Source organism: Achromobacter sp. GD03932 (genome assembly GCF_029839485.1).
GTDB classification, from domain to species: Bacteria; Pseudomonadota; Gammaproteobacteria; order Burkholderiales; family Burkholderiaceae_B; genus Achromobacter; species Achromobacter bronchisepticus_A.
Genome location: NZ_JAOCAT010000024.1, coordinates 81,990 through 104,904 on the forward strand (window position 1 = coordinate 81,990; position 22,915 = coordinate 104,904).

At 65.3% G+C, this 22,915-nt stretch carries 19 protein-coding genes and 1 pseudogene; 12 read left to right on the forward strand and 8 right to left on the reverse strand.

The window, feature by feature from the left end:
* Positions 1-6 precede the first annotated feature (6 nt).
* The 5 genes and pseudogenes from N5C88_RS21625 to N5C88_RS21645 all read left to right on the forward strand — a co-directional run.
* Positions 7-1,356: a pilus assembly protein N-terminal domain-containing protein gene (locus N5C88_RS21625; RefSeq protein WP_251879498.1), complete on the forward strand. Its 1,350-nt coding sequence runs from the start codon at positions 7-9 to the stop codon at positions 1,354-1,356.
* The gene (locus N5C88_RS21630; RefSeq protein WP_280016198.1) at positions 1,353-3,047 is read left to right on the forward strand and encodes an ATPase, T2SS/T4P/T4SS family; all 1,695 of its coding nucleotides are present in this window, start codon (positions 1,353-1,355) and stop codon (positions 3,045-3,047) included. Before N5C88_RS21625 ends, N5C88_RS21630 begins: the two co-directional genes overlap by 4 nt.
* On the forward strand, positions 3,044-3,889 hold the full coding sequence (locus N5C88_RS21635) for a type II secretion system F family protein (RefSeq protein WP_280016199.1): 846 nt from the start codon (positions 3,044-3,046) through the stop codon (positions 3,887-3,889). The genes N5C88_RS21630 and N5C88_RS21635 overlap by 4 nt, the downstream gene beginning before the upstream one ends.
* Before the next feature lie 14 nt (positions 3,890-3,903).
* A complete protein-coding gene (locus tag N5C88_RS21640) occupies positions 3,904-4,776 on the forward strand; it encodes a type II secretion system F family protein (protein WP_280016200.1) in 873 nt (290 codons plus the stop codon).
* A 122-nt stretch (positions 4,777-4,898) separates the two neighbouring features.
* Positions 4,899-5,009: pseudogene (locus N5C88_RS21645) on the forward strand (DUF192 domain-containing protein); the annotation flags it as partial.
* Between the two features lie 6 nt (positions 5,010-5,015).
* On the opposite strand, the gene N5C88_RS21650 reads toward N5C88_RS21645, so the two are convergent.
* Together N5C88_RS21650 and N5C88_RS21655 are read right to left on the reverse strand one after the other, a co-directional pair.
* Positions 5,016-5,819 (reverse strand): BPSS1780 family membrane protein, encoded by an 804-nt coding sequence (locus N5C88_RS21650; RefSeq protein WP_223283399.1) that lies wholly within the window; start codon positions 5,817-5,819, stop codon positions 5,016-5,018.
* A gap of 66 nt (positions 5,820-5,885) precedes the next feature.
* The gene (locus N5C88_RS21655) at positions 5,886-6,854 is read right to left on the reverse strand and encodes a homoserine kinase (RefSeq protein WP_059379000.1); all 969 of its coding nucleotides are present in this window, start codon (positions 6,852-6,854) and stop codon (positions 5,886-5,888) included.
* Between the two features lie 197 nt (positions 6,855-7,051).
* Here N5C88_RS21655 and dusA point away from each other — a divergent pair, with 197 nt between their 5' ends.
* Positions 7,052-8,068: a tRNA dihydrouridine(20/20a) synthase DusA gene (gene dusA, locus N5C88_RS21660; RefSeq protein WP_082401337.1), complete on the forward strand. Its 1,017-nt coding sequence runs from the start codon at positions 7,052-7,054 to the stop codon at positions 8,066-8,068.
* A 28-nt stretch (positions 8,069-8,096) separates the two neighbouring features.
* Here dusA and N5C88_RS21665 read toward each other — a convergent pair whose 3' ends face one another.
* Positions 8,097-8,555, reverse strand: coding sequence for a CBS domain-containing protein (locus tag N5C88_RS21665; RefSeq protein WP_054458582.1), 459 nt, complete (start codon positions 8,553-8,555; stop codon positions 8,097-8,099).
* Between the two features lie 38 nt (positions 8,556-8,593).
* Complete coding sequence (locus tag N5C88_RS21670) at positions 8,594-9,907, reverse strand: YihY family inner membrane protein (protein ID WP_280016201.1); 1,314 nt, start codon at positions 9,905-9,907, stop codon at positions 8,594-8,596.
* Between the two features lie 17 nt (positions 9,908-9,924).
* Here N5C88_RS21670 and N5C88_RS21675 point away from each other — a divergent pair, with 17 nt between their 5' ends.
* From N5C88_RS21675 to N5C88_RS21685, 3 genes are all read left to right on the forward strand, one after another.
* Positions 9,925-10,296, forward strand: a complete 372-nt coding sequence (locus tag N5C88_RS21675) for a DUF2069 domain-containing protein (protein WP_118933146.1) — start codon at positions 9,925-9,927, stop codon at positions 10,294-10,296.
* Positions 10,293-11,780, forward strand: a complete 1,488-nt coding sequence (locus tag N5C88_RS21680) for a protein adenylyltransferase SelO (protein WP_118933145.1) — start codon at positions 10,293-10,295, stop codon at positions 11,778-11,780. Before N5C88_RS21675 ends, N5C88_RS21680 begins: the two co-directional genes overlap by 4 nt.
* Before the next feature lie 214 nt (positions 11,781-11,994).
* Positions 11,995-12,714: a response regulator transcription factor gene (locus tag N5C88_RS21685; RefSeq protein ID WP_054458575.1), complete on the forward strand. Its 720-nt coding sequence runs from the start codon at positions 11,995-11,997 to the stop codon at positions 12,712-12,714.
* 15 nt (positions 12,715-12,729) lie between these two features.
* Here N5C88_RS21685 and N5C88_RS21690 read toward each other — a convergent pair whose 3' ends face one another.
* Both N5C88_RS21690 and N5C88_RS21695 read right to left on the reverse strand, forming a co-directional pair.
* On the reverse strand, positions 12,730-14,175 hold the full coding sequence (locus tag N5C88_RS21690; protein WP_280016202.1) for a HAMP domain-containing sensor histidine kinase: 1,446 nt from the start codon (positions 14,173-14,175) through the stop codon (positions 12,730-12,732).
* A 95-nt stretch (positions 14,176-14,270) separates the two neighbouring features.
* Positions 14,271-16,244, reverse strand: coding sequence for an EAL domain-containing protein (locus N5C88_RS21695; protein ID WP_059379008.1), 1,974 nt, complete (start codon positions 16,242-16,244; stop codon positions 14,271-14,273).
* Positions 16,245-16,754: 510 nt separating this feature from the next.
* Between N5C88_RS21695 and N5C88_RS21700 the strand changes: the two genes are divergently transcribed.
* Genes N5C88_RS21700 through N5C88_RS21710 form a run of 3 tightly spaced genes read left to right on the forward strand, consistent with a single transcriptional unit; the run spans position 16,755 to position 20,121 of the window.
* The gene (locus N5C88_RS21700; protein ID WP_280016203.1) at positions 16,755-18,137 is read left to right on the forward strand and encodes a bifunctional diguanylate cyclase/phosphodiesterase; all 1,383 of its coding nucleotides are present in this window, start codon (positions 16,755-16,757) and stop codon (positions 18,135-18,137) included.
* A gap of 36 nt (positions 18,138-18,173) precedes the next feature.
* A complete protein-coding gene (gene aroC / locus N5C88_RS21705; protein ID WP_280016204.1) occupies positions 18,174-19,244 on the forward strand; it encodes a chorismate synthase in 1,071 nt (356 codons plus the stop codon).
* 37 nt (positions 19,245-19,281) lie between these two features.
* Positions 19,282-20,121 carry a M48 family metallopeptidase gene (locus N5C88_RS21710; protein ID WP_059379015.1) on the forward strand — a complete coding sequence of 280 codons (840 nt, stop codon included), beginning with the start codon at positions 19,282-19,284 and terminating at the stop codon, positions 20,119-20,121.
* 49 nt (positions 20,122-20,170) lie between these two features.
* Here the strand turns inward: N5C88_RS21710 and N5C88_RS21715 are convergent, their stop codons facing one another.
* A complete protein-coding gene (locus tag N5C88_RS21715; RefSeq protein ID WP_059379017.1) occupies positions 20,171-22,129 on the reverse strand; it encodes a LapD/MoxY N-terminal periplasmic domain-containing protein in 1,959 nt (652 codons plus the stop codon).
* 17 nt (positions 22,130-22,146) lie between these two features.
* A complete protein-coding gene (locus tag N5C88_RS21720; RefSeq protein WP_187523989.1) occupies positions 22,147-22,830 on the reverse strand; it encodes a transglutaminase-like cysteine peptidase in 684 nt (227 codons plus the stop codon).
* Between the last annotated feature and the right edge of the window lie 85 nt (positions 22,831-22,915).

Here is a 22,915-nt window from a genome sequence, read left to right on the forward strand (position 1 = left end):
GTCAGGATGCTTGCCTGCGTGCTCTGGCTGGCCAGTCCCGCAGTGCGCGCGGAGGATGAGGCAATCGAACTTCAGGTGGGTGAAACGCGGATTCTGTCGCACCCCGGGGTCAAGCGCGTGGCGATAGGCAATGGCCAGGTAATCGGCGCCATCGAGGCCGAAGGGCGCGAGGTCGTGGTCTTTGCCCGTGCCGAGGGTGTTTCGTCCCTGCACGTCTGGGCGAATGGCGGGCGCGCCAAGGCCTATGAACTGAGGGTCGTGCCGGCCGGAGCGCCGCGTCTGCGCGCGGAGGTCGAGGCCTTGCTTGCCCGCATCCCCGGCGCGCGCAGTACCGAGGTGGGCGGCCGCATCCTGATCGAAGGCGACGACCTGTCCGACGATGATCGATTGCGCATCACGGCCCTGGCGGACCGCTATCCCGCCGTACTGGACTTTACCGGGCAAGTGGGCTGGGACCGCATGGTGCAGCTGGATGTGCAGGTCGTGGAAATCCCCACCTCAAGGCTGAGGGATCTGGGCGTGCGCTGGGACGGGCTGTCCCAAGGCGGCATCAACGCTGGCCTGGCCTGGGATGCGGGGTCGCGGGGGCGGATGAACCGTCCGGGCGAAGGGATCATAGAAACAGTGGGTCCGGTCTCTTCGGCGGCTGGCTATTTCGGCGTCAATGCGCTGCTGTCGTCCCGGATAGCGATGTTGGCGCAAAGCGGGGAGGCCGTCATGCTGGCTCAACCTCAACTGCTTGCGCGCAGCGGGGCCAGCGCCACCTTCCTGGCCGGTGGAGAGGTTCCCTACGCGTCGACCGACACGCGCGGCAACTCGACCACGATGTTCAAGCCCTATGGCGTCATGCTCAGGATCACCCCTCGCATCGACCGCAACGGGGTCATCCGATCCTTGATCGAGGTAGAAGCGAGTTCGGTGGACAACGCGCTGAGCGTGCCGGGCGGACCGGCGTTGCGCACGCGCCGCGCATCCACCGAGTTCAACGTGCGCTCCGGCGATACCCTGGTCATCGGTGGCTTCCTGTCGCGCGAGCGGGACGAGACCAGCGACGGTCTGCCATGGCTGAAAGACATCCCGGTCCTGGGAGCCTTGTTTTCGTCCCGGCGCTATCAATTGCGGGAAACCGAACTCGCCATATTCGTGACGCCCAAACTCATTACGCAGGCAGAGCCCGCCATGGCAGACCGGGTGCGGCGAGGACGTGGCGTACTTGAAGCGGCTTTTCCCGTGCCGCCTCGCCTGGGCACCGCCGTGCCTGCCGCGGCAGGGTGGGATGCCCACGCCGGCGCCGGTTCGCAGTGGGGCTCGCCGCAAGACGGCGCGCCGATTTTTTCTTCGGAGACTCGGCCATGATCAACGTGGAAATGATGTTCGAGGACGCCTCCGTGCACAGATCCACGGTGGCTGCTCCCTTGTTGATCGGAAGGGGCGCGCATTGCGGCGTGCGCATCGTGAACTGGAGGGTGGGGCGTCAGCACGCCCGCCTGTCGCGCGAAGCGGTCGGGATCGTGCTCGAAGACCTGGGCACGTTGGGCGGAACCCTGGTGAACGGAACGCGGATCGTGCGCCACGCGCCGGTGTTGCCCGACGACGAAATACTGATCGGGCCCTGCCGGCTGCGGATGTCGTTGGCGGACGTCCCGGAGCGCGCCGGGGGATCGGGCGGCGCGGCGGCTGGCGGCGCGGCTCGCGACACGGCTGCCGTGCAGGAATCGCCGATGTTGCCCGCGGCCTCGACGCCAGTGCCGGTTCTGCCGCTGCCAAATCCGCTGCAGGAGCGCCGGCGCCTGCATGCGGCGCTGTTGGCGGCGCTGGATCTGCGCCGCCTCGACGTGGCCGGCATGAGCGACAGCATGCTGCGCGCCGAGGCCGAACGGCTGTTGACGCTCATCGTCGCCACGGACACCGACTTGCCGCCCGGGGCGGACCGGGCCGCGCTTTGCCGCGAGGTGCTCGACGAAGCGGTTGGCCTGGGGCCGCTGGAGCCCTTGCTCGCCGCTGCCGACATCACGGAGATCATGGTCAACCGCCACGATGAGATCTATGTCGAACGTGCCGGCCGCTTGTCGCGCCATCAGGCGACCTTTACCAGCGAGCAATCGCTGCGCTGGGTCATCGAGCGCATCGTCACGCCCTTGGGGCGACGCATCGACGAAAGCTCTCCCATGGTGGATGCGCGCCTGGCTGACGGGTCCCGGGTGCACGCCATCATTCCGCCGGTGGCTCTCAGGGGCGCCAGCCTGACCATACGCAAGTTTCCGCAGCGGCGCCCCGGAATGTCCGATCTGATCTCTGCGGGTTCGCTGAGTGGCGCCATGGCGCAATTCCTGGCGCTCTGCGTGAGGATGCGCAGGAATCTGGTGGTATCCGGAGGCACCGGGGCGGGAAAGACGACGTTGCTCAACATCCTGTCCAACGAGATTCCCGACGGTGAGCGCGTGGTGACCATCGAGGATGCGGCGGAGCTGCGCCTGAACCACGATCATCTGGTGGCGTTGGAGGCGCGTCCGGCCAACCAGGAGGGGCGCGGACGCATCGACATTCGCGAGCTCGTGCGCAACGCATTGCGCATGCGGCCAGACCGGATCGTCGTGGGCGAGTGCCGCGGGGCGGAGGCATTCGACATGTTGACCGCCATGAACACCGGGCACGAAGGCTCCCTGACGACGCTGCATGCCAACTCGCCGCGCGACGCGCTGGGGCGCCTGGAATCGATGATTCTGATGGCGGGACTCGATCTGCCTCTGGCTGCGGTGCGCGAACATATCGCAGCCAGCGTGGACATCGTGGTGCAGCAGGCGAGGCTGGGCGACGGGCGCCGCGTCGTGACGTCGATAGCGGAGATCACGGGCATGGAAAGCGGACGCATACAGCTCCAGGATCTGTTCCGCTACGACCGCGTGCGCGGCTTCACCGGCTGCGGGGCCTTGCCCGGCTTCATGCGCGAATGGACGCAGGTCGAGGAGGCCTTCGATCCCGCCTGGTTCTCCAACACCGAGCAGGCGGCGCCGGGGACCGCTGTCTTTGCGCAAGGAACGGCATGATCTGGCTATCTGCGGGGGCCGCCATGGTATGCGTGCTGCTACTGGCGTGGCGTGCTCAACACTGGTTTGCGCCGGCGCTGCGCCGCTACCGCGAGGTCTACACGCAGGAGGCGGGCCTGCGTCTGAGCGAGGTGTTTTTGTTCATAGACCCAGCCCAATTGTGGGCAGGCGCGGTGGCTTGCGCGGCGATGGCGGCGGCACTGGCCTTCGCCGCGACGGGCAGCGGCTTTGTCGCCACCGTCGCTGCGGCGCTTGCTTCGCGCCTGCCTCGGACGCTGGTGAATGCGTTGCGGCGCCGGCGTGCCCGGCGGTTCGAGCAACAACTGCCGATGGCGCTGTTGATGCTCGCCTCTGCCTTGCGCGCGGGGGTGGCATTGACCACAGGCCTGCGCCACGTCGTCGAGCAGAGCAGCGCGCCCTTGGCTCAGGAGTTGGGCCTGATGTTGCGTGAACAGCGCATGGGAGTGCCATGGGACAGCGCGCTTGAGAACCTGCGTGGCCGCATGCCGGCCGATTCGACCGCGCTCGTCGTAGCGGCCATGCGCATTGCGGCGCAGACGGGCGGCAACCTGGCAGAGGCGCTGGAGAGTATCGCGCAGACCTTGCGCGCCCGCCTGCAGTTGCAGGCGAAGCTGCAGGCGCTGACCTCGCAAGGACGCATGCAGGCCTGGATCGTGGGGGCTTTGCCTTTGCTGCTGCTTGCCGTGCTCGACCGCCTGGAACCGGAAATCATGGGCTTGCTGTGGCATACGCCCGTGGGTTGGGGCGTGTTGGCCATCGTGGCGGTACTGGAGACCGCGGGCATGCTGCTGATCCGGCGCATTGTCCGGATCGATATCTGACGGGAGCAGATGCGATGTGGCTGTACTTGAGCCTGTTGACGGCCGCGCTGGCCGCGGGATGGCTGGCGTGGGTGGTTTTGAAGCCATTGTCGTTGGATGGCGAGGGCGCTTCGTCTGCCTTGCCTTGGTGGTGGCGAGCGGCCTGGCCCTGGATTTCGGCGGTGGCGCCCGTGGCGGGGCCTTTATGTTCCTGGCGTTGGCGCATACGGCTGACTCGCGCCATCGAGCGGGCGGCATTGCCCGCCGGCATCAGCTACGCGCATGTCGCGGCGCTGTGCTGGAGTGCGGCCGCGGCTGCCGGAGGGGTGACGGCGGCGGCAGCCATCCTTCTGGCGCAATCGCCGTCCTGGGAGTGGATTCCTTGGATGGTAGCGTCCGCGCTGGCGGCAGGCGCCGCGCCCGGGCTTTGGCTGCGCAGTCTGGGCCGCAACCGGCGGCGCAGCATCGAACGCGACTTGCCTTTCGTGTTCGACATGATGACTTTGTGCGTGGAGGCGGGGCTGAGCGTGCACGGGGCATTGCAGATGGCAGCCCAGAGCGGGCCGGAGGGCATACTGCGGGATGCCCTGGCCGACGCATTGGCGGAGATGCGTGCGGGAGTCTCCAGGACCGCGGCGATCAAGGCCTTGGCGGAACGCAGCAATAGCCCGCTTGCGCGCAACTGGGCGGCCGCCCTGGCGCAGGCCGAAGCTCTCGGGATAAGCCTGGGGCCAGTGTTGCGCGCACAGGCGGCGCAAGCCCGCAGCGATCGCCACGTGCGGGCGGAACAGCTGGCGATGCAGGCTCCGGTAAAGATGCTGCTGCCGCTGATCGGCTGCATCTTCCCCTGCACGTTCATCGTGCTGGCCTTTCCTGTGATGGTGCAATTGCTGCAGAGCGTGCAATGACTGGCGGCCAGCCGCCGGCGCCGCGCAGCGGACTCAGGCTGCTCAAAGTCGCCAGCTGCTACGGCCGCGCGCGGGGCCTGCTGGGACGCAAGCCGCCTGGGCCGCGGTCCGGCATCTTGTTGATGCCTTGCGCCGCGGTGCATACCTTTGGCATGCGCTATGCCATCGACGTGGCATTCATATCGCGGCAGGGAAGGGTGCTTGCGGTGCGCAGGGCGCTGGCGCCCTGCCGCGTGGCGTCATGCCTGGGCGCCGCTGCCGTCGTCGAGATGCGCGCTGGCGTTCTCGATACCGAACACGGAGGTATAGGCAGGATAGAAGCTGCAGTACAGCACGCCACCCGCGGCGATATTGAACGGAATCTGCAGCGTGCCGGCAAGCTGGGGTGACAGACCGATGGCGACCAGGAGGCCGGCGCAGAGGTCAATGAAAAGAAACACCAGGATCCAGGTGGCGCCGTAGACCAGGAAAGGCAGTTTGTTGCGCCAGCAGGCGATGCCGGAGAAGAACAGGGCCTGGATCAGCCGCAGCCCATGCCAGGCGACCAGGACGGGAGCGTGCCAGAACAGTGCGGCGATTATGACGTACACGATCGCGAACAAGGTCAGCGGAACGGCCATGGCAGACAGGATGGGTTCCATGGACTTTTCCACGGAGGCAATGCGCATGCCTTCGACCATCGCGTCCGTGAACGGCAGGAAGATGATCAGGCCGGTCGCAATGCAGAGCGCTGCGTACAGCAACCCCATCAGGAACAGTTTCCGGAACACGCCGGGCTGCTTGAGTGGCTTGGCCCACATCGAGGGCAGCATGATGCGGTCGGCTTCGACGTGCTTGCACGCCGATAGCGTCATCAGCGTGATGATGGGCATCAGCGCCACCACCAATATGGGGCCGACCGGCGGCGTCGCCGTGGCGAAGATGACCAGGAGGCTGATGGCCATGGCCCAGGTGAACATGGCCAGTGGTTGCTTGCGGAACAGACGGAAACCGTCTCGGACCCATTGCCAGCCGGATGTCGCGGGGAGGAATGCTGCTTGCATGGCTCTTTAAAGGGGGGTGATCTCTCAAAAAGGGACGTTCTAGCCCCATTATGGGGGGAGCAACGGTTACGGCAATATTGGCAGGCCCGGGCGGTGGCGCGCTTGCAACACTCTTTCGAAATGCCGGGGGTCGTGCGGTTTGAGGGTCTGAGCCGGCCGCGGCAGGAAAAAGTCGTACAGGCGCGATATCCAGAAGCGCAGCGCGGCGGCACGCAGCATCAGCGGCCAGGCCTCGCGTTCCGCATCGGTGAACGGGCGCACGGCCGCATAGGCCGCCAGCCAGGACTCGACCAGTTCGGGCACGAATTCGCCGGTGTCGCGTTCGATGCACCAGTCGTTGACGCTTACCGCCACGTCGAACAGCCAGGTGTCGCAGCCGGCGAAGTAGAAGTCGATGATGCCGCCCATGAGCGGATCCTCGAAGGTGCCGGCGAACAGGACGTTGTCCCGGAACAGGTCGCAGTGGGCCGGACCGGTCTGCAATGCCTGCCAGGCCGGCGTCGCGGCGGCGGCTTGCTGGTCGGCCAGCTCTGACGACAGCAGCTGAGCCTGCGCCGGTTCCAGGAAGGGCATGACCTTGGGGGCCGTTTCCAGCCACCAGGACAGTCCGCGCAGGTTGGGCTGGTGCAGCGGAAAGTCGCGTCCGGCCAGGTGGGCGCGGGCCAGCGTGGCGCCGGCCAGGGCGCAATGGGCGGCGCCGGGCGCGGGTTCGTAGCCGCCCGGCAGGCGCGAAACAATGGCGCAGGGCTTGCCGTGCAGGGTGGTCAGGCGGGTGCCGTCGCGCAGCGTCTGGGGCCGGGGCACGGGAATGCCGCGCTCGGCCAGGTGGTACATCAGTTCGATGTAGAACGGCAGTTGGGCCTGCGTCAGCACCTCGAACAGCGTCAGCACATACTCGCCGCGGGTCGTGTACAGGAAGTAGTTGGTATTCTCGATACCCGCCGTAATCCCCCGAAGCGAGACAAACTCGCCCAGATCGAAATGCGCCAGTAGGGCGCGAGCGTCGTCTTCGGAGACAGGGGTGAATACGGCCATTGATGTGCGGGATTTAGGGGTTGACGGGCGGGTTGACCGGCGCGCGTGCAAGCCTGTTTCGGCTGCGGCGGCGCAATTTTAGACCACATGGCGGATCAGTCCGTCCGCCATCCGGCGGAGCGGACGCAGCCGCCTGCCAGACACAAAGCCGCCAAGCACCGTAAAATACCGCATCCCCTTGTTTTGTAGAGTGATTCTTGGACTCCCCCGACTGGCGGCTGTGCGTCGCCCCGATGATCGATGTGACCGACCGCCATTGCCGTTATTTCCACCGGCTGCTGGCGCCGCGCGCACGCTTGTACACGGAAATGATTACCACCGGCGCGTTGCTGCACGGCAATGTCGAGCGGCACCTGGACTTTGACGAGGCCGAGCATCCCGTGGCCCTGCAATTGGGCGGCAGCGAACCCGACGCGCTGGCGCATTCGGCCAGGCTGGGCAAAAAATGGGGTTACGACGAGATCAACCTGAATTGCGGTTGCCCGTCGGAACGGGTGCAGAAGGGCGCGTTCGGCGCCTGCCTGATGGCGGAACCGGCCCTGGTGGCCGATTGCATGAAGGCCATGCAGGACGCCGTGGATATCCCGGTCACCGTCAAACACCGGCTTGGCCTGGATTATGACGAGTCCTACGCGTTTGTCCGTGATTTCGTCGGCAAGATCTACGACACCGGCTGCCGGGTGTTCATCGCCCATGCCCGCAATGCGGTACTGAAGGGTCTGACGCCCAAGGACAACCGCGAGATTCCGCCCCTGCGCTATGACGTGGTGCGCCAATTGAAGCGCGACTTTCCGGATTGCACGTTCGTGCTCAACGGCGGTCTGGCCGACGCCGAGCAGTCCGTGCGCGCCGCGGGCGACTTCGATGGTGTCATGCTGGGCCGGGCTGCCTGGCACACGCCGCGGGTGCTGTCCGAGGTGTCTCTGCAGCTATGGCCGTCGCTGCGGTTGCCCAGTGATGCGCAGGTGGTGGACGCGATGATGGGATACGCAACGCGGCAGGTCGCGCGGGGCGTGCCCCTGCGGGTGATGACGCGGCCCATGCTGGGGCTGGTGAACGGCCAGTCCGGTGCGCGCCGTTGGCGTCGCATGTTGTCCGATCCGGCGTTGCTGGCCGCGAACAACCCTGAACTGATCTATGACGCCTGGCGCAGCCAGCGGCATGCGCCGGATATGCGCGGCGCCGCGATCGAAGCGGCGCCGGCTGGGGTTTGACTGGGGGCCAGCAGCGCTGGCCGCGGGCTCAGGACTTGGCCGGTTCGGCGCTTTCCGTGGGCCAGTCGCGGATATAGGCCTTCAGCATGTTGTTTTCGAACTGCTGGGCCGCGACGATGGCCTGGGCCATGTCGTAGAACGAAATGACGCCCATCAAGGTGGGGCCATCCATGACCGGGATGTAGCGCGCGTGTTTTTCGAGCATCAGGCGCTGCACTTCGTCGGCGCTGGTGTTGGGGGACACGCTGACCGGGGCATCGTCCATGATGGAGCGGATGGTGGTGTCGCCGGCGCCGCCATGCGCATGCATGTGGCGGATGATCTCGCGGAACGTGAGCATGCCGGTCAGCGTCCCGAATTCCATGATCACCAGCGAGCCTATGTCCTGCTCGCTCATTGTTTGCACGGCCTGGGACACAGGCATGTCGGGCGACGCCGTATAGAGCGTATCGCCCTTGACGCGCAAAATCTCGCTGACCTTCAACATCGGTTCCTCCTGGGCGGACTGCGCCCTGATCCTATTTGCTAATTTTTTTTCGCTTCCAGCTGCAGCACGGGAGCGATTCCATTTTCGGTATTTTGCGCTTCTCCGCAGACTTCTTCCAGCGTGGGCGCATTTTGCTGGGAAATCACGGCCGATGCGACTCGCAATATTTCCGGGTCATTGCGGACCCGGGGCTGGCCGCGGTCCAGCAGAAAACGGTCCACCACGGGTTCCATCGAGGTTTTGCGGGCGTCGCAGGTCAGAACCCAGAGGCCTTCGGGACTGCGCGTCGCCAAGCCCATTTCAGCCAGTGTTTCCAGGACTTCGTTCAGTTCGTCCTGGTGCAGACGCAATTGCGCGGCCAGCAGATTGGCGGGCAGGCCTGGCGGATTGGCCGTCTGCGCCTGGCGCAGCGTGCGCAGCGCATCCACGGCGTCCACGAAGGGAGCGCCGGGATAGCGGTTGATTTCCCAGCGGCCCAGGCGGATCAGCGGTGCGCTCGACGCCAGGATCGCTCCCAGCAGCACGGCCAACCATGACAGGTAGATCCAGAGCAGGAAGATGGGCAGGGTGGCGAATGCGCCGTAAATAATGGTGTAGGTGGGAAAGCGGGTCAGGTAGTAGGCGAAAGCCGACTTCATGATTTCCAGCACGATCGCGGTCACGCAGCCCCCGACCAGGGCATCGCGCCAGAGCACCTCGCGGTTCGGGACCATGACGAACAGCGCGGCAAAACCGAGCGCGGTCAACACCAGCGGGATGAACGACACCGCGACGCTGACGGCTTCGGGCACGTCCCGGACCAGCCCCAGCGATTCGCGAGCCACGAACGAGGTCGCCCAAAGACTGGCGCCGGCCACGACCGGTCCTAGCGTGATGATGGCCCAGTACACCAGCGCGCGCTGCCGCAGCGGACGTTGGCGCGTCACGTGCCAGATGTCGTTGAACGCCTTGTCGATCGTCATGATCAGCAACAGCGAGGTGATCAGCAGGAACGCGCCGCCGATGGCGGTCAGGCGCGAAGCCTGGCGCGCGAACTGGTTCAGGTAGTCCATGATGTTGTCCGACACGGACGGCGGCATCAGGCTGTTGGTCAGGAAATCCTCGAGCGCGACGCGGAATTCCTGGAATACCGGGAAGGCGGTGAACAGCGACAGAACCACGGCCAGCATCGGCACGATGGCCAGGACGGTCGTGAAGGTGAGGCTGGACGCGACTTGCAGCAGTTTCTCTTCGCTGGCGCGTTCGGCGCTAAAGCGCACAACACGTCCGGCCCTCGCGATCCATGAAGAGCGCGAGGTCGAGTGCTCGGTGGCCGCCGGCGTCGTGGCGGCAGGCTCGGCAGGGCGATTCATCAGGCGATAATAGCAGCATGAACCCTGAACTCAACCCCCGCTTGCGCCTGTTGGCCTCGGTTTCGCTGTTCGCCCTGATCGTGCTTTGCGTCACCTGGGAGACCGTGGTGGCGCCGTTGCGGCCGGGCGGTTCCTGGATGCTGCTCAAGGCCCTGCCGCTGGCGTTTCCGCTGCGCGGCATCCTGCGCGGCAATCTCTATACCTACCAGTGGGCGTCGATGCTGTCGCTGCTCTACCTGATGGAGGGGGCGGTGCGGGCCATGTCGGATCCGGCTCCGCTGTCCGTATTGATGGCCTGGGGAGAGATCCTGCTGTCGGCCATTTTCTTTTTTAGCGCCATTTTCTACGTGCGGCCCGCCAAGCGGGCTGCCAGGAGGCAACGCGCATGAGCGCCCGTACGCTGTCCGACCTGCGCGTCGTCAACTCGTTTGCCGCCTTGCCTGCGGCCTTTTATACCCGGCTTGCGCCCCAGGCCTTGAACAATCCGCGCCTGCTGCACGGTAACGCGGAGGCGGCGGAACTGATCGGCCTGGACCCGTCGCTCCTGTCCACGCCCGAGTTCCTGAGCGTGTTTTCCGGGGCCCAGCCGCTGCCGGGCGGCGACACCCTGGCGGCGGTCTACAGCGGCCATCAGTTCGGCGTCTGGGCCGGCCAGTTGGGCGATGGCCGTGCCCATCTGTTGGGCGAGGTCGAGGGACCGCGGGGCAGTTGGGAGTTGCAGCTCAAGGGTTCGGGCATGACGCCGTATTCGCGCATGGGCGATGGCCGCGCGGTGTTGCGTTCGTCGGTGCGCGAGTACCTGGCCAGCGAGGCCATGCATGGGCTGGGCGTGCCCACGACGCGGGCGCTGGCGCTGGTGGTTTCCGACGACCCGGTCATGCGGGAAACGGTGGAAACAGCCGCCATCGTGACGCGCATGTCACCCAGTTTCGTGCGCTTCGGCTCTTTCGAGCATTGGTCTTCGCGGCGCCAGCCCGATATGCTGAAGACGCTGGCGGACTACGTCATAGACCGTTATTACCCGGAATGCAGGGAAGCCGGAACGGGCGAGTCCTCGAACGAGGCGCTGCCCTATATCAACCTGCTGCGTGCCGTCACCCGGCGCACGGCGCTGCTGATGGCGGACTGGCAGGCGGTGGGCTTCTGCCATGGCGTGATGAATACCGACAATATGTCCATACTGGGACTGACGTTGGATTATGGTCCCTACGGTTTCATGGACGGTTTCCGGCTGGGCCATATCTGTAATCACTCGGACTCGGAAGGGCGCTATTCCTGGAACCGCCAGCCGTCCGTCGCTCTCTGGAACCTTTATCGCCTGGGCGGCAGCCTGCACACGCTGGCGCAGGATGTGGAAGGCCTGCGGGCCGTCCTGGATGAATTCGAGCCGGTCTTCACGCGCGCCTTCCATGACCGCATGGGCGCCAAGCTGGGGCTGGCCGCCTGGACGCCGGCCGATGAACCGCTGCTGGACGACCTGCTCAAGCTGATGGACGCCAATCAGGCTGACTTCACGTTGACCTGGCGTCGCCTTGCCGATGCCTTGTCCGGCCAGCGCAGCGCGTTCGAAGACCTGTTCATCGACCGGCCCGCGGCAGGAGCCTGGCTGGATCGCCTGATGGCGCGGCACGCACAGGACGGCAGGTTGATGCAGGATGTAACCGCCGGCATGAATCGCGTGAATCCGCTCTACGTGCTGCGCAATCACCTGGCGGAAGAGGCGATCCGGGCGGCCAAGACGGGCGACGCCAGCGAGATCGATACCTTGATGAAGCTGTTGCGCAACCCCTACGAGGCCCAGCGGGGATATGAGCGGTATGCGGGTTTACCGCCGGATTGGGCGGGCAGTCTGGAGGTCAGCTGTTCGTCTTGAAACCGGCCGCCAGCCGTACAACTGGGACATTTGCGAAAGCGATTTTCCTGCGATTTACGGGAAAATAACCGTTTGGACAAGGAATATCGCAGTTTTTTTCCTTGCAATCATTCGTTTCCATTGTAAAAGACGTAAGATTGTCGCCAACGGAATACCCGGGACGCTGCGTCCGCGGGGCATTTGTCGATAATCTTCAAAATAAAGCACTCTAAATATGGCTGGCGCAGATGGTTTGCTGTGTATCGGTCTGCTTGAGGATGACGCCGACTTCCGGGAGGAGTTGGCGTTAGGCTTGGGTGGCTATGGTTTCCGGGTGGCATTCGCCTGTGATAATGCCGCGGCGTTTTATCGTCGGTTGCAGGAACAGCCCTGCGACATCGTCATTCTTGACGCCCACCTGCCCGGGGAAGACGGTTTCTCCGTGGCGACCCGCCTGCGCGCCCTCAGCCCCGTCGGTATCGTCATGCTGACAGGCCGTAGCGCGCTGGAAGACCGGGTGCGCGGCCTGGAAGGCGGCGCCGATGTCTACATGACCAAGCCTGTGGACCTGCTGGAACTCAGTTCCGTCATCCGCAGTTTGGCACGCCGGATGCGCCTGGCGAAGGCTCCGCGGCCGGTGGATGCGGAAACGCGCGCCACCGCCGACACGTCGTGGTCTCTGCAGGACGGAGGCTGGATCCTGGTTGCGCCCGATGGCGCCTCGCTGCACCTGAGCGCTCAGGAACGGACCTTCCTGGTCGCCCTGATGGATGCAGCCGGCAGCGCGGTCAGCCGTCAGGTCCTGGCGGAATTGTTCCTGCCGGACAGCCCGGGCGGTTTTGAATTGCGCCGTATCGACGTGCTGGTCAGCCGTTTGCGCGCCAAGGCGCAAAGCGCGGGCCTGAAGCTGCCCGTGTTGTCGGTGCGCGGCCAGGGTTACGTGTTCGCGGCCTGAAGACGCCAGGGGCGGTCAAGCCGCCGGAGCGCTGGCGGGCAGGGTGACGACGAAACGCGTGCCCACGCCGACTTCGCTTTCCACGGTCAGTGTGCCGCCCTGGTTCTCGCAGATGCGCCGGGCCAGGTAGAGCCCGATACCCATGCCCTGGGTTTCGCGGTGCGCCGTGCGCCGGAAATGCGGCTCGAAGATCTTGGCTTGCTCCTCCAAGCCTATGCCCGGGCCGCGGTCGGTGACGGCGACCCACGCCATGGGAATGGCTCCCACCCGGGCTTCACCGGTTTCTATGCGCACGGGCTCATTCGCCGGCGAATATTTGATGGCATTGTGGATCAGGTTGCGCACTACCACGCTGGTCAGCGGGCGGTCGCAGTAGACCGGCAAGGAGGCGCTGGCTTGCACCATCAGCGCATGCGCGGTGTCGGGCTGCATGGCGGTGACGACATCGAGCACCAGATCCGCCATGTCCGTTTGCTCTCCGCGCGGCGTCCAGGCCTGTTCGCCCAGCCTGTCCTGGTTCAGCAGCTGATCCATGAGTTCGGTCATGCGGGTGACCGACCGATGTATGCGCGCCAAGCGGTTGTCCACGGCCTCGCCGCTCTCGGCAAGTATCATGTCCAGGGACTGGGCTGCCGCGCTGACGGTGGCAAGCGGCGCGCGCAGTTCGTGCGAGATCAGTGCGTTCATCTGGCGCTGCGTATCCAACGCGCCGGCCAGTTCGGCCAGCCGCAGCTCGCCCTGGGCCAGGTGTTCCGCGTCGGTGTGTTCGTGGTCTTTGCGTTTCGATCCCTGTTGCGGGTGGCCCTGTTGATTGATCGCCAGCAGGATCAAGGCGCTCGACACCAGCAGCAACCGCGCCAATTCGGCGAACGTTCCCGCCGCGGCCTGCGGCTGCCAGGCGTCCTGCCCCAGCAACCAGGCCGAGATGCCATAGGCGCCGGCCAGGGCCAGCGCGACCGCTCTTGCTGGCGACGGGCTGGCGGCGCGGACCATGAGCCAGGTGGCCAGCGGCAGACTGGCGATGGCGCAGGCCCCGGCGATCGCGGCGGACATGACACCGTTGCCTGGGTCGTACGCGAGGATCAACGCCAGTATCGCCACTATCATCAAGGCCAGGCTGGCCCAGCGGCAGGCTGTCGCCAGCTTGTCGGCGGCTGTTTCTTTTAGGATGGGTGCAGTGAGCGCCAGCAGGGCGGCGTAGGAGCCGGCCTGTAGCGCCGCCGCCGGCAACAGCGCGGGTATGGAGCGGAACACTCCCTCGACCAACATGAAGGCCAGTCCCGCGCCGAAAATGGCATTGCGGGTGGCCGCCCATGCGACCGCGCAGGCTACGGCACAGGCCGTGGCGACACCGGCGGTCAGGCCCAGATGCAGGTCTTCGTGTGAAACGCCCATGCCGTAGGCCAGGGCCGCGTCGGGACCGAGCAGGGCGCATAGCAGCATCCCCCCGCGAGGCAGCATGGCTTGCCGAACCGCGGAGGCGTTACCGGTGCGCCGCAGGCGGGACGGCCAGAGAGCGCGAAAAAGCCAACAGATGCGAAGCAGCATGCCTTCCGTCAACTGGAAACCCATGGATGAGCAGGCGCGAGATCGTGCGCCTGGGCGGAGTTTACGACAGGCCCGCGCATGGCATGCACGCCCAGGCCCGCCAGGACATTCTGCGTGGCAATGTCTGGCACGTCCTCGGCGTAGACCGCGATATTCAGTGCGGCCGCCGTGGCCACCACCGTGGCGGCGAGGTGTTGGCTGCCCGGGCTGTGAAGCAGGCCGGTGATGAAGCCGCCACATAGCTTCAGATAGGACAAGGGGAATTCGTGCAGGTGCTCGATGGCGCCGAACTGGTATGACAGTCGGCTTACGCCGACGCGGGCGCCTGCAGCCACGACGATGTCGCAAAGCGGGTGCAAGTCGGTTCCCTGCGCGGCCAGGGCCGCCGCGTCGATTTCAACGATCAGGCGCGCGCTCAGCGCGGGGCGGTCGGCCAGCATGCGTTGGAGCCTGGACTGGAACGAAGGCTGGGCGATCGATGCCAGCGAAATTGGCACTGCCAGCGCGCCGGGGCGCGCGTACAGCCAGTCCAGCCCCAGGCGGATGGCTTGTATGTCGCATTCCGCGGACAGGCCGAGGCGGACGGCGGGAGGCATGAAGATCGTAGCCGGCACGGGATCCGCGTCGCTGGTGTCGTGCAGGGTCAGGCTGGCTTCCTGGTGCAGCAGGCTGCCGGAAAGATCGTGCAGAGGCTGCACGGACAAGGAGAACCTGTGCTGTTCGAGCGCGGTGACCAGCGCGTCATGCCAGCTGTATTCGCCGATGTGCGTGCTGTCCGGCGCGCGGCTGGCCGGGGCGATCTGGTCGTCGTCGGCGCTTTCGGCGCACATCAGGGCATGGTCCAGCCGCGCCAGCGTGTCGCTCATGCCGTCTCCTGGCGCGTAGGAGGCCATCGCCAAGGCCCAGCGGCAGGATTCGTGCTTGTCCATGGGCACGCGCAGCGAGCGCAGTTCGCGCCGCACCCGCTCGGCCAGCAGGCTGGCTTGAGGCGCCGAGGCGCGGGGCAGCAGCAGCGCAAAATCCGAACCGCTGATGCGCGCGAGCATGGCTCCCGGACCGCCGAATTCAGCGACCAGCTTGCGCAGCCGGTCGGAAGACGAGCGCAGCCACTGGTCCGTGAAGGCGCGCGAGAGATGCCGGTTGATCTGCGCCAAGTCGCGTTGCCGGAACATCAGCAGATGGCCGCCCGCGTCAGGGTCCTTGTCCGCCAGCGCCAATCTGAACTGGTCGACAAAATACTTGCGGTTGTGCAGCCGGGTGACGGGATCCCTGTAGATTTCGCTCTGTAGCGATTCGATCCGCGCATTCTGTTCCTGGACCGTGGCGGCGACTATGCGTTGCGCGTCCACCAGCGCCTGGTCGACGCCCGCCAGTTCGCAGGCGCCGTTCAATGTGTTGCGGTTGCCCGGCGCCAGCGCGCGCACGCGCTCACAGATGTCGCGCGAGGTGCGAGCTTCAATCCGCCGCGCCAGGTTCACGGAGAACAGGACCCATAGCAGGCCCGCGGCCAGCATCAATCCGAGGACCCGCACGCCGCCTTGCCATAGCGTATCGCGAGCAGTCCGCGAATCCGCTTGTACGGTCACGACACCTCGTGAACTGCCGTCCGGGGCCGAGTAGGGCCGCGATACGACGGGGGCGACCATGTTCAGCCAAGCGTCACGCCAATCGTACTCTCTGGTCTGCGGATCGGTTTGCGGTGTTTGGCGCTCGATGACGGGCGCGCCCCTGTCGTCCGTGATGCGCACCAGCGCATAGTCCCCTCCCGCGAACATTTCATCCGCCAGCGCAGTCCGTTCATCGGGGGTGGCAGTCGCATGCGACAAGGCCCAGGCCAGCGCGTTGGCGCCGTCGTCGCTCTGCTGCGCCAACTGCGCGCTCAGATAGCGGTGCGCGGCCAGCATCCCCACCGTCTGTGCGCCGAGCAGAACCAGGCCGATCAGGAGGGCAGTGAAGAAAAGGAGCCGGCGGAAAGTGGACATGTATTTGGAGGTTCCCTTCCTGGCCATTGCGTGGCCTGAACTGAGGACTGCCAGTTGTCCGGATGGAATGGCGTCGGATCGCGATCAGCGCTAGAGGGCCTGGATACGGGTGTGATACGAGTCACTAATACATCAGTGGTACAGCAATTCTACATGTCACAGAACGTGCCGAATATTACTAAATTCGTGCCGTAAGGGGCCAAGCTGTGCAATTATTTCGAAGCTGTCTGATTTTGAATGACAACTATCGAGACACGGTGTATTAATTTTTCGGGTGTAGCTGTCGTAAGTAGTAGGCGAGCATGGCGCGAGGGCCGGCGCCAGTCTGCCGTGGCTCATCCCGAAGCCCTCCGTGAGCAACCAAAGTAACCGTAGGAATACAGGGAAAAGAGGTGCGTTGCCTCTGAAGTGTGGCGTTTTTTGCGAAAATAATGCATATTTTAAAAAATGTTACAGCCCTTGGGTTCCCTTTCGAACCGCAACGCCAGGGGCTTATGGATAGGGGGCTTCGTGCGTGAGAGTTACCTGCTCGCACTGTGCCTGACGCTTGCGGGCGCACTTGTAGCGATATGCTGGGTCTTCGTACGCAGGGAACGCCTGCTGCGTCAACGCCTGACGCGCGATGAACTGACCGGTGTCCTGAATCAGCAGGAATTGCACCGGCGCGCCCGCGCCTGGCTCAACAATGCAGAGGGCCGCTCGCGCCGCGGCGCGTTCTTCCTGGTGAGCTTCGAGCAATATGCCGAGATCAGCGCCATGTTGCGCGCGGGCGAAGATCAAGCCCTGCTGGTGCAGGTGGCCAATCGCCTGGGGTTGATCTGCCGGTCGATGGGCGGCATGGTGGCGCGTTCGGGGGCGGATGCTTTCACGGTCTGCGCACCCGATGTGGATGAGGCGGGGGCGGCCCAGGTGTCGGCCAAGCTGCTAGAAGCCCTGAGCGTACCCTACGAGCTGGGCGGACGTCCGCTGATGGCCATGTTCCGCGTCGGCGCCGCCTTGTATCCCGAGCACGGCCGCAGCGTGGAAGAACTGCAGCGCTGTGTCCAGGTGGCCCTGCTGCCGCTGAAGGAGCGCGGCGGCCCAGGCTGGAACTTGTTTGATTTCCGCATGCTGGCGCGCCAACGCGACCAGCAGGGGCTGGAAAACGACCTGCGGCTGGCGCTGACCACGCCGGACATGGATCAGTTCGAACTGTATTACCAGCCGGTCTGTGACAGCGGCACCGGCATGGTGCAGGGCTGCGAGGCGCTGCTGCGCTGGCATCACCCCGTGCTCGGCAGCGTCTCGCCCGCGGTGACCATCGAATTGGCCGAGCGCAGCGGCCTGATCGTGCCGTTGGGAGCCTGGATATTGGAGCGGGCATGTACGCAGGCGGCACTATGGCCGGCGACCTGGCGCGTGCACGTAAACCTGTCGGTCAAGCAGATGAACGAAGATGGCTTGGTCGAACTCGTGTCGAATGCGCTTGCGGCCGCAAACCTGGCCCCGCGCAAGCTGGTGCTGGAGATCACGGAATCCCTCTTCATCCTGCATTACGAACGGCATGTGAAGATCCTGAACACGCTGCGTGCGATGGGCATCGGCGTGGCGTTGGACGATTTCGGCTGCGGCTATTCCAGTCTGAACCATCTGCGTTGCCTGCCGATCGACTGGGTCAAGATCGACCGCAGCTTCATCTCCGCGCTGGAATCCGATGCCGGCAGCCGCGAAGTGGTCTCGGCGCTGTTCGGCCTGTGCCAGGCGATGCATCTGCCGGTGGTGGCCGAAGGCGTCGAAACCGAGGGACAGCGCGAGATCCTGAAGTCGCTGGGATGCCGGGTGATGCAAGGTTTCCTGTTGGGACGCCCCGCGCCGGCGTCCGAAATCCAGGTTTTGGCCTCGGCGGTGTCATAATCGGGGTTGCTTGCAAACCCCACCTGTTGACTCCCTATGCCCGGCAATACCCTAGGTACCCTCTTTACCGTCACCAATTTCGGCGAATCCCACGGGCCGGCCATCGGTTGCGTCGTGGACGGCTGTCCTCCGGGACTGTCGCTGGACGCTTCCGACATTCAGCTCGAATTGGACCGTCGCCGTCCTGGCACGTCACGTCACGTCACGCAGCGCCAGGAAGCAGATCAGGTGGAAATCCTGTCGGGCGTCTACGAGGGAGTGACGACGGGTACGCCCATCGGCCTGCTTATCCGCAACACGGACGCGCGCAGCAAGGACTACTCCAACATTGCCGACACGTTTCGGCCGGGCCACGCCGACTATGCCTATTGGCGCAAGTTCGGCGTGCGCGATCCGCGCGGGGGCGGCCGTTCCTCCGCGCGCTTGACGGCGCCGACCGTGGCGGCAGGCGCCATCGCCAAGAAATGGCTGGCGGAACAATACGGCGTCAAGGTGCGCGGCTACATGAGCCAGCTCGGCCCCATTGCGATCCCCTTCGTTTCGTGGGAAGACGTTCCCAGTAATCCGTTCTATGCGCCAAACGCCGCGGTCGTTCCCGAACTGGAAGCCTACATGGACCAGTTGCGCCGCGACGGCGACTCCGTGGGCGCCCGGATCGAGGTCGTGGCCGAGAACCTGCCCGCGGGCTGGGGCGAACCGATCTACGACCGCCTGGACGCCGACATCGCACACGTGATGATGGGCCTGAATGCCGTGAAGGGCGTGTCGATCGGAGCGGGCTTCGACAGCATCGCGCAGCGCGGCTCGGAGCACGGCGACGAAATTACCCCGGACGGTTTCCTGACCAATAACGCGGGCGGAGTGTTGGGCGGCATTTCCACTGGCCAGCCAGTCACCGTTTCGCTGGCCATCAAGCCGACCTCCAGTATCCGGGTCGAGCGCCGCTCCGTGAACCGCGCCAATGACCCGGTCATGGTGCAGACGCTGGGCCGTCATGATCCTTGCGTCGGCATCCGCGCCACGCCCATCGCCGAAGCGATGCTGGCGCTGGTCTTGATCGATCATGCCTTGCGCCGCCGCGGCCAGTGCGGCGATCCGGTAGTCTGATACGCTGTTGCTCTTCGAATTGTCTGGGAGGTCCGTCATGAACCGGAAACGTCATCTGCTGCGCAACGCGGGCGCGGCGCTCGCGCTGGCGGCCCTGGCGGGCTGCACCGGCATGAATACCACGCAGTCGGGCGCCATCGGCGTCAACCGGACCCAGTACATGTCCAGCATGGTGCCTTCGCAGGCGCTGGAACAAGAGGCGACCCAGCAGTACGCCGACATACTCAAGCAGGCGCAAGCCAAGGGCCTGCTGGACCGCGACCCTCAACAGGTGGCGCGGGTCCGCACCATTTCCCAGCGGCTGATCGCGCAGGCAGGAGTCTTCCGACCTGACGCCGCCAACTGGAAATGGGAAGTGCATGTGTTGTCCAGCAACGAGATCAACGCCTGGTGCATGCCGGGCGGCAAGATTGCGGTCTACACGGGCTTGCTGGCCAAGATCAAACCCACGGACGATGAGCTGGCGGCGGTGCTGGGCCATGAGATTTCGCACGCCTTGCGGGAGCATGCGCGCGAGCGCGTATCCCAGCAGATGGCCACCAACCTGGGGTTGTCGGTGCTGGCGATCGCCACCGGATCTTCCGCGGCGTCCGACCTGGGCGAACAGTTCACCAGCGTCATGTTCACGCTGCCCAACAGCCGCACGCACGAAACCGAAGCCGACCGCATGGGTGTGGAGCTGGCGGCCAGGGCGGGATACGATCCGCGCGCCGCCGTGACGCTGTGGCAGAAGATGGGCGCGGCGGATCAGGGCAGCGCACCGCCCGAAATCCTGTCGACCCACCCGTCTGCCGCATCGCGCATCAGCGATCTGCAGGCCGCAGCCCAGCAGGTGCTGCCGCTGTACGAACAGTCCAAGGGTAAAGCCGCCCGCTAAGGCGGCTGCGGCGGCCGTGATTTTTACGGCCGCCTCTTGAATCGCTGCCTTATGACGCGGCTGTCCTGACGCCGGGACCGCGCATGACAGCGATGCCCAGCCTGGCCAGGATGCGCTGCGTTTCGGCATCCGGCACATCTTCGGCATAGACCGCTATCTTCAAGCCGCGCGCGGTTTCCAGCACCGATGCCGTCAACTGTTGGCTGCCGGGGCTTTGCGACATGCCGCCGACGAAACCGCCGCCCAGTTTCACGTACGACAAGGGCAGGGTGTGCAGCTGCGCAACTGCGCCGAACTGCTGAGCCAGGCGGCGCACGCCGATATGCGTGCCGAACTCCGATGCGACGCGGGCCAGCGTGGCGATCTGCTCGTGGCATTCCACCAGGCCGTGCGCGTCGATTTCCAGGTACAGACGGCGCGCCAGAGGCCGGTGTTCGGTCAGCAGCAGGGCCAACTGGCGGAAGAACTTCTGGCCTCGCAACGAGGGCAGGGCCACCCGCACAGCCAGTTCGCCCGGGTTGGCGGCCAGCCAGTCCAGCCCCAGGCTCACGGCTTCCAGGTCGCAATCAGCCACCAGATCCAGGCGCACGGCCGGCGGGATGAACAGCGTGGCGGGGATCGGCACCTGGTCGGCCGCGGTCCGCAGCATCAGCATCGCTTCGGTACGGACGGTGCTGCCATCGGTGGCTCGCAGGTCTTCCGTGGCCAGCTCGAAACAATGTTCTTCCAGGGCGGATTGGATCGCGTCCTTCCAGGCGCGTTCACCCGATTCCGAAGGCGACTGCATGTCGGTCGCTCCGGCGATCACGACATGGTCGTTGCCGGCGCTTTCCGCCCGCATCAAGCCGAAATCCAGGCGCGCAAGCACCGGCCCGGCCTGGCTGCCGTGGCCATAGTCGGTCATGGCCTGCGCCCAGCGGCACAGATGTCCTTCACCCACGGGAATGCGGGAAGCGTGCAGGTCGGCGCGCACCTGCTCGGCCACCATCATGGCCTGGGGCGCCGCGCAGCCCGGCAGCAGCAAGGCGAAATCCGAGCCGTTCAGGCGGGCCAGCAGGGGCGAGGCCACGTGCATGCTCTTGAGCGTGCCGCGGATGCGCTCGCAAGCCGTGCGCAGCCATTGGTCGATGAACTCGCGCGGCATATGGCGATTCAGGTCCGCCAGGTCGCGTTGGCGGAACACCAGAACGTGGCCGCCGTCGATGCCACGGCCGCTTGTGAGGGCAGGGGCCTCCAGCGCGCGGCGGAACTCGTTGACGAAGTACTTGCGGTTCGGCAGGCCCGTGACCGGATCCTGGTTCAGCTCCAGCTCCAGCGACTCGATCTTGGCGTTCTGTTCTTCGACGCTGGCATGGATGCGTTCGCGGGTCTGGTTCAGCGCCTGCACCACCCCGGACAGTTCAGGCACGCGCGCCTCGACCTGTTCCGTCGGGGAGTCCTGGCCGATACTGCGCACGTGGTCGCTGATTTCACGCAGCAGGCGGTTCTTGATCCAGCCCACCAGCATGAAGGCGAACACGGCCCACAGGATGCCGGCGCCCACCACCAGGGCGATCATCTTGAGGCTGCTGCGCCACAGGGCTTCCCATGCATAGGCGTCGTTGGCGATCAGTGTGACCTCGCCGATCTGGCGCCAGCCATCGCTGACGGCATGGCTGGCCGATTGCGTAGTCAAGGGGGCCAGCGCCTGAAACCAGGCCGGAACCGACGCCGCGGTGGCCGTGGATTTCCGTTCGATCAGAACCTTGCCTTCCGGATCGCTCAAGCGCACCAGCGAGAAATGCCCGCCGTCATACAGCGCCGACACCAGCAGCTCTTGCACGACCGGGTCGTTGTTCGCTGGCTGCGAGAGCGACAGCGCCAACGACACGGCGGCGTCCGTGCTCTGCACCTGCAGTTGGCCGGACAGGTACTCCCGAGCGGAATTCACGCTGAGCGCGAGCGTGCCCAGCAGGATGACGCCGATGGCGAGGGTAACGCTGAGCAATAGCTGTCGAAGTATGGACATAGTCTTATTTCCGGACATCAGGGGCGCACGCCTTCCCGTTCCATGCGTTGAAGTAGATCACGCCAGCGGCTGAGACGGTCAACCGGCGCGGCGGGCTTGCCGTCCACGTAGACGCCGTCGGCATTGAAACTGAATACCGGCGTCAGGTCGCGACGCTGCGTGGCGGGCAAAATGGTCGAGATCAGGTTGTCCAGCACCAGCGGCACGGCATTGGGGGTTTCGTAATAACCCAGCACCATGTGGGCGATCTGGGTGCTGCTGGCCGCGCCGCCGATGCGCGCGCGGACATAGATGAATCGCAGCTTGTTGGCCGGCACGCCCAGCGCCAGCAGCGTGAAGTACTTGCCGATGACGTAGTCTTCGCAGTCGCCGGCGCCCCTGCCCAGCGATTCTAACGGCGTGGCCCAGTAATCGGCCTGTTTCCAGATGGTGATGTCCTCGCCGGACATCAGGGAGCGGTTCCAGAAATCATTGGCCTGTGTCAGCGCGCCTCTTTCCTGGGCAGAGGGGGGACTGCGCATCAATTGCAGCCATTCCGATACCGCCTTGGAGCCTTTTGCGCCATAGCGACTGGCCGACAGGCTTTGCAGCCGGTCAGCATTCACTTCCAGGGCGGAACTTCCGCCCCAGCCGCAAGCCAGGCATAGCAAAGCCAATCGGCACAGATTCAGCGTGCGGCGGAAACGGCGGGACGATGGCATGAAACGGATTTTCACATTTTTCCGGGCATCTTAGACGCGCCCTGGGAAAAAATGCGTCATGCGGGGGCGGGAAGATCCGTTGCGG

Bases quoted from the DNA above. Each gene is read 5' to 3' on its own strand.
- N5C88_RS21675 (WP_118933146.1), top strand. From the start codon at position 9,925: ATGAACCCTGAACTCAACCCCCGCTTGCGCCTGTTGGCCTCGGTTTCG.
- N5C88_RS21630 (WP_280016198.1), top strand. From the start codon at position 1,353: ATGATCAACGTGGAAATGATGTTCGAGGACGCCTCCGTGCACAGATCC.
- N5C88_RS21670 (WP_280016201.1), bottom strand. From the start codon at position 9,907: ATGAATCGCCCTGCCGAGCCTGCCGCCACGACGCCGGCGGCCACCGAG.
- aroC (WP_280016204.1), top strand. From the start codon at position 18,174: ATGCCCGGCAATACCCTAGGTACCCTCTTTACCGTCACCAATTTCGGC.
- N5C88_RS21625 (WP_251879498.1), top strand. From the start codon at position 7: ATGCTTGCCTGCGTGCTCTGGCTGGCCAGTCCCGCAGTGCGCGCGGAG.
- N5C88_RS21695 (WP_059379008.1), bottom strand. From the start codon at position 16,244: ATGTCCACTTTCCGCCGGCTCCTTTTCTTCACTGCCCTCCTGATCGGC.
- N5C88_RS21720 (WP_187523989.1), bottom strand. From the start codon at position 22,830: ATGCCATCGTCCCGCCGTTTCCGCCGCACGCTGAATCTGTGCCGATTG.
- N5C88_RS21640 (WP_280016200.1), top strand. From the start codon at position 3,904: ATGTGGCTGTACTTGAGCCTGTTGACGGCCGCGCTGGCCGCGGGATGG.
- N5C88_RS21685 (WP_054458575.1), top strand. From the start codon at position 11,995: ATGGCTGGCGCAGATGGTTTGCTGTGTATCGGTCTGCTTGAGGATGAC.
- N5C88_RS21690 (WP_280016202.1), bottom strand. From the start codon at position 14,175: ATGCTGCCTCGCGGGGGGATGCTGCTATGCGCCCTGCTCGGTCCCGAC.
- N5C88_RS21635 (WP_280016199.1), top strand. From the start codon at position 3,044: ATGATCTGGCTATCTGCGGGGGCCGCCATGGTATGCGTGCTGCTACTG.
- N5C88_RS21680 (WP_118933145.1), top strand. From the start codon at position 10,293: ATGAGCGCCCGTACGCTGTCCGACCTGCGCGTCGTCAACTCGTTTGCC.
- N5C88_RS21655 (WP_059379000.1), bottom strand. From the start codon at position 6,854: ATGGCCGTATTCACCCCTGTCTCCGAAGACGACGCTCGCGCCCTACTG.
- N5C88_RS21650 (WP_223283399.1), bottom strand. From the start codon at position 5,819: ATGCAAGCAGCATTCCTCCCCGCGACATCCGGCTGGCAATGGGTCCGA.
- N5C88_RS21710 (WP_059379015.1), top strand. From the start codon at position 19,282: ATGAACCGGAAACGTCATCTGCTGCGCAACGCGGGCGCGGCGCTCGCG.
- N5C88_RS21715 (WP_059379017.1), bottom strand. From the start codon at position 22,129: ATGTCCATACTTCGACAGCTATTGCTCAGCGTTACCCTCGCCATCGGC.
- N5C88_RS21665 (WP_054458582.1), bottom strand. From the start codon at position 8,555: ATGTTGAAGGTCAGCGAGATTTTGCGCGTCAAGGGCGATACGCTCTAT.